We start from the raw sequence: 11,296 nt of genomic DNA on the forward strand, positions 1-11,296 counted from the left end.
CTTACCTTCCTTTACTGCTACTGTTAATTTGTCTTCTCTCATGTTAATCTCTCCAATTCATAGTTTATTTGTTTTGTATTTCAATCCAATATCCCAGTGGATACTCGATTCAAACACCAAACAGTGTTTGTGCCATTCCCTATCATCCTTGCAAGCTAACTGCACTCGCTCCGTCTGCACATCCTATGGTTACAGATACTACCAATCGTTATTGGCGTTGTTAGGAATTTTGTGGTCATTTAATTTTCAAGGAGTCCACGCTTTTCATGTGGTCGTAGTCGTTCGAGTTTATGGACTGTTCACAAGTCCCTGCTCATATGAGCCTGCTGAATACCTCACGGCATTCTGTGTTACTGTGTTAGCAACTCACTTGCCTTGTTGCTGATGCAATCGTATCATACATTCAAATTCAATGTCAATACTTTTGTTTAAAACTTTTTTTGTAAGTCGTGCAGTGGATTGCAAGACTTACTATTTGGAGGTTGTAGCGATGTGTTTGTTGCGTTGTTGTATTGCGTTGTGTATAAAGTGGATGTTTGTGAGTTACTGTGTTAGTGCCTCAGTAGCTCTGCCAATAATATCTCATACTCAGAAAAAGAATGCAAGTACTTTTGAAAAAAATTTTTAAAAAGATTTTCGAGCGCTCTTTATTCGCTTATATGGAAGAAACTTTTCAAACGAACATCGTACAGATAACGCTCAATCCCTTGTGGCTGTAGGCTTCAAGCGATTTGTGCAGTGGGTAAAAAATTTATTTTTGAATCGCTACTCGAAATATATGTAGTGTAAACGCTTACAATGTTGATACCAAGCGGGTTTGCAGGTTATAAAAGAATTCTTTTTAGGGATTCGCAAAAATTCTTTTTATAACGCTTATGGTGTAAGTAGGCTTGAGCCTTAGAGCGAGTAAGGTGTAAGCGCTTACAAGTAGGTGTATAGATGGCAGTAACTGGTAGTTAGTAGTGTGCTGTCAATATGTGGTAATTGAGTGTGAGTGTAACATGAATGTAACATAACAACGTCTGTTTGTAACACAACTGTAACAATGTAGATAGGGTATTGACATAGTGATAAGGCATATGGTACGCTATTAGGTTATACATACGAAATGAGGTAATGCATACATTGACGGGTTTGTCAATACCTATTTTACATTTATTTGTTTGGTAGTTTATACCATGTGATATGTAAATATATACCAGTGTTATATGTGTTATGGTACAGGTAGTATGTGAGATATACATACCGAGGGTATATGAATGCAGTGATACCAAGGGGTACAGTCCTTTGAAGGTATACTAGCAGGCACTTATATAGCAGGGTATACATAGGCTATGCATATACCTGTGAAGCCTTATGTATCAATGCTTATGCTGTTATAGTATAGCATGTTATATATAGTGCTATGTATGTAGTATACCTATGATGGTATGTGTATGTGTATGTATGATGTATGTATGTAGTATACATGTATGATGTATAAGTGTGCATACGTGGTGCATAGCGGTTGACGTGTGAGTGAGTGCATGATGAGTGTGTGAACGCTTGTGTCTCAACGGTTTAGCGCTTGTTTGTAAGGCAGGCATAAGGCTTGCATATTGAGTGCATACTTGACATGTGATGTATTGTATGCTATTTATACGTGTAAATTTAGCGCTTGACATATACGTGTATGTGTGGTATGCGCTTGTGATTTCCATGTATTTACATTGTTAGTATGTGGTATGCATAAATACATGTATATTTGGTGCGAGTGTATGCAAGTGTATATGTATGCATGATACGTGTATAAGTGTTGGTATCACTGGGTTTGTGCGCTGTGTGAGTGTGTGATACGTGGCGTGAATATGTGTGTATGTGTATGCAAGCACCTGTATGCACACGTCACCTTATCATATGCCGATAAGCCTTGGCGCTCTAAGGCTCGTACACGCTCCATACACAAAATACGAGTATGCATTTTGCTTGCATACATGCACATACTTATACATACGCTTGCATACTGTATACATACATGCATGTATAGGCTCGTATATTGCAGGCACACAAGGAGGGACGCAAAGCGTCCAACAGTGTCTATATAATGCATGTTATATGGACATAGGTACGGGGTTACTTTCCACATTTTTGCCAGTACTTTACAGCGAAATCGTACATAGTACGTTCACGCACACACCACAAAATTGCCCCATTCCTCTCCCCTCTCACTTTTCTCTACTGACGAATCACGCCATTACCCTAATCGAAACCCTTATCGAAAACTATCTTACTTTCCCTACTCTATCAAGCTATCCAAGGGGGCTTATTTAACACAAAAATAGGGGGTACTTATATACAACCCCCCAGTCTTTATTTGACCATTTTAAACAAACCCCATCCGATACGTTAATTTTAGCTGATTAAACAGCAAATCACATGCCATCTATATTCAAGCCATCAATCAACTAATTTAAGGCGTTTTTAGCCCATTTTTAGTGATTTTTACTCATTTTTACACTATTTTCGTCATTTTTAAGCAAATTTAAGGCTTTTTTGACCAATTTTAGCCTATTTTTGACCTTTTTTGGCTCTTTTTACACAGTCTGAAAGACTATTTTGCTCTAAATACTCATAAATCAGCCTTAATCTAGTCTCTTCTCCCTTCATTTTAAGCTCTTCCTTAGTCATTTTCAAGATAAATCAACTCCTATTTCACCCTATATTTCCCTCTATTATAAACAAAAGAGCCGATGCTCAAACATCGACTCAACCCAATACTTCCCATATTCCTTTGTTCTTCTCTATTACAACTACCACGTCATCTTCGACATGCCACAAATACAGAGTATCTCTTTCATCCATATCTCTACCACAGTTAACAATCTTAAAAGGTTCGAATCCATCGTACCTTTCTAGAGCCTCGATACTAGCGTCACTCAAAGTGTCAGCAGTATTCACTAAAAATATAAGGTCATTCTTATTGTTAAGTCTGTCGCATGCCTTTTGAGCAAGCATCTTAGCGTTCTTAGTATCCTTTATCATTAGTGATTAACTTCCCCTCTCTCAACTGAGAACTCTAGCAATAATGCATCATTGTACTTTTCCTTTAATTCTTGCATCTTGAAGTTTATCATCATTACATCAGTGCCTTCGACATCGCTATTATAAATCTCTCTATCGAATATATGAGAGAACTTCTCCACGAAAGTGCCTTCGACACCTATCAATTCTAACTCATAGAATACATGTATCTGTGGTCTCAATCATATCATCCCTCTGTCTTGGATATATTAAAGATTCCTACCTTTGGTCTCTTTGGTTTCTTTTCTTCTACTGGTTCTTGGACACTTGAGGCAACTTCCCTCATACTATCCATATGGACTGGATGTGAATTTGGAGCAGGAGGAGCGTAATAGAAATACTCCCCTTCTCCTAAATGACTCTTATAGAATCTCAATGCATGCCTAACAATTTCAGCCTTCTTGTTTCTAGTCATAGTATCAAGCCAATCCAATAAATCCTTATCGACCTTTCTATCTAAAGGAAGTCTGTAAATATAAGGGTCATCATTATTTTCTAAATCTTTATTTGACATCACTCATCACTCTCCGCAATGGCTACACCCATTCTGTAATATCCTTCTACGTTACTATCTCCATTGTTCTTTGGAATCGTGATTCCATATACAATCTCACCTAGATAGTCTTCAAATATTTCAGCACTTCCACCAACTAATAGAATCTCATCTAAATCAGTTTGGTCTTTCCATTTCTGAACAATTGCTTGCTGAATATTAGTTGCCAACTCTCTCACACTATTATTAAACACATCTGTGAAATCTACTGGTTCATTTTTCTTAGAAGGCTTGTACTCATATCGAATATCTTCCTTCTTAGTCTTCTTACCATTTGGCTCATTTACTACCTTCTTCATTTCCTTTTGAACCTTTTCAATAATAGTTAAAAGGTCATAATCTGTAGCTGTATGAGATGGATAATGTCTCTTAATCTCACTATTGATAGCCTCATATATATCCTTAAATCCTTCACTAAGACTATGATATCCCTTTTGTCTACGAAGTTCATGTACGACATCTAGGTCTGTTGTGCCTGCACCGATGTCAACAACGGCAACTTTCATACTTTCATAATCCTCATCAAATACTGTTCCATCAACATTTAAGTATCTTCCAATAACAGTTGATAAAGCCTGTGCTGTCACATGGATGTGAGCAATTCTAAATGTATACTCTTCTCCATTAACTTCCACATCATGGAATCCACTATTTTCACCATAGAATGCATTAGAGATATCTGTCTCGCATTCTGTATCAGTTTCAATAGAAGGAACTCCAGTCACTAATAATATCTTCTCTTTCGCATCTATCTCTAAGTCACGAACGATTCTAGCCATTACAATTTTAGCCATAAGCTTATATGATTCAGTTTTGTATCTACCCTCGTATCCAAATACTGGCTTTACTTTATCTTTAAGTCTAGTAATATCCTTACCCCAAACATAGCTGTTCCCATCAACCTTATATGTATCTAGCTCTAGAACCTCATCGTTCTTACTGTCACCAACATCTCTTAAATAAGCATATCCACTTGGTAGAGTTAGCTTGTACTCTTCCCCATTTCTATAGATACTTCTTATTTTTACGAATCCGTTCCCTAAATCAACTCCAACGATTCTATCATATGTAACGACTTTCTTCTTCGCCATTGTCAATTCCTCCTTTATTTACCTGTTGACTATATTAAATCATAGATTAAATAGAATTGCAATACGTTTTGAACACCCTAATGTCCAAGCCTTGGACAAAACGCAAAAATAATTTAATATAATCGTATTTTGCTAAATTAAAAGAACACCCTAATGCCCAAGACTTAGACAAAGTTCCGATTTCGTATCTCCATTTTTGAGGTCTAATGTATATCAACAGTAAATACGCCCTATAAAAATGATATGATATGCGTCCATTTTCAAACTCTCATGTATATCAATAGCTATTATAGGTATTATTTATGTTATGTTTAGCCTCCAACTTCGTATTATAATGTAGGTCAAGAGGTGTTATAGGCTATCAAGTAGAATATATAATGTAGGGCAATTGTCAATGTAGGTCAAAATATGATTTAATAGAAGTAAAAGTTGATAAGGAGGGGTAGGGGAATGGCTTTAGAAGTAGATTTCATAACGCTTGGAGACGCATCTGATAGAATAGGAGTTCCATCACCAACTCTAAGGCATTGGACTGACCAACTAGAAAGTCTTGAAGTTCATTTCGTGAAGAGGAACAATAGAAACGAGCGAATCTATTATGATACTGATTTAGAAATATTTGAATTCCTTCGTGACCTAAAGCAAGAACATGGAAGACGAACTACAACAAAAGACTTAGCCTATATGATACGTGAAATGAGCGATAGGTTTGAGCTACGAACTAGAGAAGATGCTCCACAGCCATCTCAGCCTAGTAATAAAACTGCTGACCTATTAAACCAAGAAGATATTCAAAGGCTTATGCAAAGCGAACGTGTAAAACAATTCATAAGCATTGTTATAGATGAGGCTACAAAGAACCTAAAAGACGACCTTAAACATGAGGTGAGACAAGAGGTCAATAAAGAGATGTTAGAGGTCGGCAGACAAATGGTAGAAAATCATAACAGACTGGAGCAACAGCTCAAGGAACGTGACGAGAAATTTGAGAAGCAACTTGAAGCTCGAATGAAACAGACAGATGAATACATACAAGAGTTTCGAGCAAGACAAAAATTACCATGGTGGAAAAAGATGTTCTCATAAAAAAGAGTGGGGGAGTAATCCCTCACTCTTTTACATTATCTGTAAAACGATAGTTATTATATATATCATTTCAATACTTTTGTTTTATTTTAAGCGTAATCTTCGTGGGTCAATTTTCCCATCTCTATCAACTAATATAATAGCTTGAGAAGGGGCAGAGCCAACTCCTAATTTTTCAGAGTAATCGTCAGAACCTTTTGTTGAGCCAACTCGAATTTCCATTCTATCAACTCCAACTTCAAGAACCATGAAATGATGGAAATGACCATAAACGACAGCATCATATTGAATCTTATCATTAAAGCTATGCTTAGCAAGTTTCTTCCAGTCATCTTTCTTTTCTAGGTCGCCATGAACAAACTTAAAGTTACGACCATTGCAATTGATTATCTTCGCTTCATAGTTTCCACATTCAGCGTATACAAGATTATCGATATGAGCGTTTTCGATATATAGCTTGACCATATCATTGACTACTACCATTCCAGTATCTCCATCTATATTGCCATCTTTATCCTTATTGAATCTATCATGGTTTCCTGCAAATCCACGATAAGATACGAAGAATCGTCTAGATAGCTTATATAGAACCTCAATCATCAATCGACCTCCAAGAGCCATTTGACGTGTAACTGGAAACTCAGCATGATATGCCTGTGCATTTCTCATATAGGCATGCTCAAGAATGTCGCCCATATAAACAACATCAATTCTATAAACCTTTCTCTCATTGGCAATCTGAATTGCTTGCTTGATAGTGTCGTCAATTCTTTGCTTTGCGATATCGTAATTATACTTATTACCTTCGACATCTACTAAAGCACCTATATGCCAATCTGTAAGACATAGTATCATTCTAGTATCGCTATGATTCATAATAGGGGAGAAGTTATACTTTGAGACTGTCCTCCAGTCAATATCGCTAAGCGCATTCTGAACTTCTAATTTAACTTCTTCTATAAATAGAGAGCCATCGATGATTTCACGCTTGCCTTTATTTATCTCACGAAGGTACTTTTGATTTACACGTTGTTCCCATTGCAGTTCACCAACCAATTCCTTATAGGACTCTAGTTTACTAGTAACCACTTTATCAGCGTATGTCTCAGCGGTAGGGAGCTTGCCAACTGTCTTCTGATAATACTTAATCATCTGACGGTAAGCTTCACTGTTTTCGCTATCATCGAATCCTTCCTTAATCATCATCTGACGGTGTTTAGCCCATGAGCATCTGTTATTTTTACTATCTTTTTGAAGTAATAGCTTTAACTCGACAGCAGTGTTTAAATGCTCTTTGCTAACTACAACTACTTCGCCTTTTTTGTTTATATAAGAACTCATAATTTTAAAGATTTACAACTCCTTTATTTCAATAAATTTGTTTAAGACTGTGTTAAGTTCAACATAACACAGTCTTAGTAGTAAGTCAATACTTTTGTTTAATGAGGGTATAAGAAAACAGATTCTCTTGCGCCTCTGAATAACTCTTTCTTCATTTCATCTGTCTGTTCTTTTCCAAGCAATTCCTCAATGAACAGACCTTCTTTTTGAATCACAAAATCTGAATCGTAGAAGTACCAAGATACAAATAACTTCTTACGTGGGCGAGAGCATGCTACATAGAACAGTCTTCGTTCTTCCTCAATATCGTTATTCATATGATGTGGCATTAAATCCTCGTTACAGTTTGGAACAAATACACAATCCCATTCCAATCCTTTAGAAGAGTGAATTGTAACAACCTGTACAGCATCTTTACCTTTGGACTTAGCTTGCTTATCCTTGATTGTGCCAATGTGCGCTAGGAAAGCTTTGATAGTAGGAAACTTAGCGCCCATCTCGCAAAGTTTCTCAATAGCTTCTGTCTTCTCATCGATTTGAGATACACTCGTAGTTGTCTCATTTAAGTATTGCATGTATCTTGTTGATTTCACAACATTGCGAAGCAATCTTCCTGCATTAACATTTGACTCAACTTGATATTTCAGCTCATCAATGACTTTAATAAGAGGCTCGATGTTTCTTTTAAATTTCCAGTCAGCGTTTTGAGGAGTCACTCTCACAGCTTCTATAAGCGTCATCTCTCTATCTGATGCGAACTCATCAAGTGTGTGTAATGAATCTTTGCTCAAGTATCTATTTGGAGTATTGTAGATTCTTCGGAAGCTTGCATCATCTTCTGAGTCAACAGCAACACGAGCGTAGCTTAAAATATCTAGAATCTCTTTTCTGTCAAAGAATGACATTGATTTTGAAACGTCATATGGAATATCCTTCTCAGCAAAGATATCTTCGATGATAGCTGTTTGAGCATTTGTTCGAACGAGGATAGCAATCTCTGAAAGGGGAGTGCCTTCATCATGTAATTGTTGTACCTTGTTGGCGATATTTGTAATCTGCTGATTCTCATCGTTATACAATGTGAATTGAACCTTATCTCCAACCTCAGCCACAGATTCAGATGGCTTATAATCCTTGTATTTCTCGATAGGGGAGTTGGCGATTACTTGGTTAGATAAATTAACAATGTTTTGAGTGCTTCGGAAGTTCTTGTTCAACTCAATAAGCTTTGCATTGAATTCATCTTTAAAGTTGAGGATGTTCTCAACATTTGCATTTATAAATTTATAGATAGATTGACGAAAATCTCCAACAACGAATACATTCTCCTTGTTAATCATCTTAATGATTTCAATAACAATCTTTGCACTGTCTTGGAACTCGTCAACCATGATGTAAGTATACTGCTTTTGAAGCTTTTCTCTAAATGCAGTGTCTGCTTTAAGCTTCTCGTACATGTAAAGGAGCATATCGTCAAAGTCGATTTGTCTGCTCTGAGTTTTCAAAGCCTCATACTTAACATATGCCTCTTGTAGAAGTTGTCTTGATACACAGTCAACATAATCCACATTATCGTCAATCAAAACATCCTCTGTTGGATGAATCATATTGGATTTCTGATAACTAATGAATGATGCTAGTTCTCCTGCCTTGATTCCAAGGTTCAACCCATTTGGGTTCTTAGAGTCATGCATCTTACACATATCATTTAATAACCCAAAGCGCCACCAGTCGGGTGCTATCTTTAATTTGGCAAAGTCACTGTCTAGTGCCTTAAGTAAACGATAAGCGATACTATGGAAAGTTCCCATTGCAACTTTATCAGTCTTATCCTTGCCGACCATCTTTCTTAAACGCTTCTTCATCTCTTCACTAGCTTTCTTTGTAAAGGTGATTGCAAGAATGTTGAATGGATTAATGTTCTTTTCTTGAATCATGTATGCGATTCTTGTTGTGAAGCTCGCTGTCTTTCCCGAACCTGCTGATGCAATGGCTACGACATTGCCTTCTACGCTTAGTACGCAATCTTTCTGTTCGTCAGTTAATTTCATGAATATCTCCTCCTAATTATCCTGTGATTAAGACTTTATCATAAAACGAATTACATTTCAATACTTTTGTTTAATGAATTAATAAGAATATTCCAGTGCAATATGGACATATTATAGAAGGAGAGGGCGCTGTTTATATACAAACGAAGTTTGAGGCATCTGTCGCCTTCTCTAGTGGCTCTAGTTTTAGGGGTACTTATGGTTCACATCTTATTTTAGGTCGTCTCAGTGAGGCTGCATGGAGACGAGAGAGGCATTTTTGATGTAGTAGCTATTCAGATTTTGGGATGCTATTTTAAATCCGTTCATAAGATTATCGATACGATAATTGTAATTATATATTAATTATAAAGAAAAGAATATAAAAGACTTAAAAGATATAAAAGACTTAGGTTTTAAAATTATTTTAAGGGGGTGGTTAAAATAATTTTAAGGCTATATTTTTTGCGTTCTTCAGCTTTAAAATAATTTTAAGGCTACTTATCCACCATTTCTGTGGATAAGTTACGATTTTACAGCCTTAAAAAAACTTTAACCCTAGCCTTAAAAAAACTTTAACCCTGCCTTAAAATTATTTTAACCCTAGCTTTAAAAAAACTTTAAGGCGATTTATCCACAAAAAAAAGAGAGACTTAAATGCCTCTCTCTAGCTTGTACATATAATCTTCAAATGAATAGAATTTAAGTTTATACTCTCCATAGGTGATTCCGTATATTTCACGAATAACGCTTCCAAACATTGGTTGATATGCATCTCTCATGTCTTCAAACAACTGTTTAGCCATGGAGTTTACTATTATGTCAACGCAGTCAAACTCTCTATCATAGAAAACGAATGAATCTTTCATTAGTGTCTCATACGAAGGTTTACTAATGTACTTGCCACTGCCTAGTATTTCATGGAATTCATCTACCTTTAACCCATCTGAGAATTCTAGCTTGGTAGCGATATAGTTTACAGCCTTTTCCTCTTTCATGAGATTTTGTATCTTCTTCTTCATCTTCTGAGTAATCTTAACTTCGCCACCCTCTATCAGTTCATCCACTGTTTCGTTGGAGTCATATGTTGTTTCATCCATATTAGAATGTTTTCCATATTTTTCCATGAATTTATCATGTTGTCTTTTACTACTATCTGATAAACTCATATATTGCTCTTTTGAAAGAAGAGGGATAGTTTGTCTAACCTTTATAATAGGAGTTGTCTGTCTATTATTATCTTTCTGATTCAGTCTATGTATCTTCATAATGAAGTTGTTTTCTTCTAGTAAATCAAGGTGTTTATTTAATGTTGGTCGTGACATCTTCGTTCTATATTGAAGTTCATCTAAGCAATCCCAAAGGAAATCTCTGTCTTCTCTACAGTATGTAAGTAACTGTTGATATAACCAACATGCTCTATCACCAATTATAGGACTCCAATAATAAAGCATATATAAAGGAGTATTAACAACATGTTTGTGTGTGAATGGGACTTGCTCCCCACGCTTCTCTAAATCTAATGAGTCTATCTTGTCATAATCAATCAGAATCTTCTTTGTAATAGGTTTCTTCCTAGTTGAACCACCTTTAGCACCAGTTTCCTCATACTCTCCAGTAGGCTCTTCAATGAAATAAATAAATTCATCTGCTTTGTATTCTTTTGTCATAATAAAAAATCCTTCCTCGTTCGAAAAGGCAGGATTAAATACACATAAAGTTGTTGATTTTCAAAAATGCTTATGATAGAATTAATTCATAAACACATAAGAAAACGCCACTTCATGTGGTACTTAATTCCAACGCTCCATTCCTTTCAGTCGCCAAACTCAAGAGGAATTGGGGCGTTGCTTCATTTCCGAACTATGTTTTCTTCCATTCTATCAAACCCACCTACAAATTACAACAAGAAATTATCCACATGTGTATAACTCAACACTTACTTCCTATATAATAGAAACAATTTATCCACATCGAAATCCATTAAACAAAAGTATTGACAAATAACCTTTTCGGATGTAAGGTTAAAAACGAGACGATAATCGTCTCAATTTGGTCTCGTTATTAAACAAAATTATTGATATTAAATCCGTTACAGGAGAAAAACGAGACGATTATCGTCTCGAAATTCTAAC

At 36.0% G+C, this 11,296-nt stretch carries 9 protein-coding genes; 1 reads left to right on the forward strand and 8 read right to left on the reverse strand.

Annotation, left to right across the window (positions count from 1 at the left end; translation table 11 throughout):
- Positions 1-2,547: 2,547 nt before the first annotated feature.
- From ACTFRS_RS26355 to ACTFRS_RS26375, 5 genes are all read right to left on the reverse strand, one after another.
- A complete protein-coding gene (locus tag ACTFRS_RS26355; RefSeq protein WP_284693836.1) occupies positions 2,548-2,673 on the reverse strand; it encodes a hypothetical protein in 126 nt (41 codons plus the stop codon).
- Between the two features lie 72 nt (positions 2,674-2,745).
- Positions 2,746-3,021, reverse strand: a complete 276-nt coding sequence (locus ACTFRS_RS26360) for a hypothetical protein (protein WP_440025447.1) — start codon at positions 3,019-3,021, stop codon at positions 2,746-2,748.
- Positions 3,021-3,242, reverse strand: coding sequence for a hypothetical protein (locus ACTFRS_RS26365; protein ID WP_048559105.1), 222 nt, complete (start codon positions 3,240-3,242; stop codon positions 3,021-3,023). The genes ACTFRS_RS26360 and ACTFRS_RS26365 overlap by 1 nt, the downstream gene beginning before the upstream one ends.
- Positions 3,243-3,247: 5 nt before the next feature.
- Positions 3,248-3,574 (reverse strand): hypothetical protein, encoded by a 327-nt coding sequence (locus ACTFRS_RS26370; protein WP_053078249.1) that lies wholly within the window; start codon positions 3,572-3,574, stop codon positions 3,248-3,250.
- Positions 3,574-4,704: an Alp7A family actin-like protein gene (locus ACTFRS_RS26375; protein ID WP_048559104.1), complete on the reverse strand. Its 1,131-nt coding sequence runs from the start codon at positions 4,702-4,704 to the stop codon at positions 3,574-3,576. Before ACTFRS_RS26375 ends, ACTFRS_RS26370 begins: the two co-directional genes overlap by 1 nt.
- Before the next feature lie 450 nt (positions 4,705-5,154).
- On the opposite strand from ACTFRS_RS26375, the gene ACTFRS_RS26380 reads away from it, so the two are divergent.
- Complete coding sequence (locus ACTFRS_RS26380) at positions 5,155-5,790, forward strand: MerR family transcriptional regulator (RefSeq protein ID WP_048559103.1); 636 nt, start codon at positions 5,155-5,157, stop codon at positions 5,788-5,790.
- An 84-nt stretch (positions 5,791-5,874) separates the two neighbouring features.
- On the opposite strand, the gene ACTFRS_RS26385 is transcribed toward ACTFRS_RS26380, so the two are convergent.
- From ACTFRS_RS26385 to ACTFRS_RS26395, 3 genes are all read right to left on the reverse strand, one after another.
- Positions 5,875-7,131 carry a hypothetical protein gene (locus ACTFRS_RS26385; RefSeq protein ID WP_440025445.1) on the reverse strand — a complete coding sequence of 419 codons (1,257 nt, stop codon included), beginning with the start codon at positions 7,129-7,131 and terminating at the stop codon, positions 5,875-5,877.
- A gap of 98 nt (positions 7,132-7,229) precedes the next feature.
- Positions 7,230-9,182 carry an ATP-dependent helicase gene (locus ACTFRS_RS26390; RefSeq protein ID WP_440025443.1) on the reverse strand — a complete coding sequence of 651 codons (1,953 nt, stop codon included), beginning with the start codon at positions 9,180-9,182 and terminating at the stop codon, positions 7,230-7,232.
- Between the two features lie 632 nt (positions 9,183-9,814).
- Positions 9,815-10,831 carry a hypothetical protein gene (locus ACTFRS_RS26395; protein WP_250670562.1) on the reverse strand — a complete coding sequence of 339 codons (1,017 nt, stop codon included), beginning with the start codon at positions 10,829-10,831 and terminating at the stop codon, positions 9,815-9,817.
- Positions 10,832-11,296: the final 465 nt, after the last annotated feature.

The organism is Bacillus cereus group sp. MYBK139-1 (genome assembly GCF_051916915.1).
GTDB lineage: Bacteria > Bacillota > Bacilli > Bacillales > Bacillaceae_G > Bacillus_A > Bacillus_A pacificus.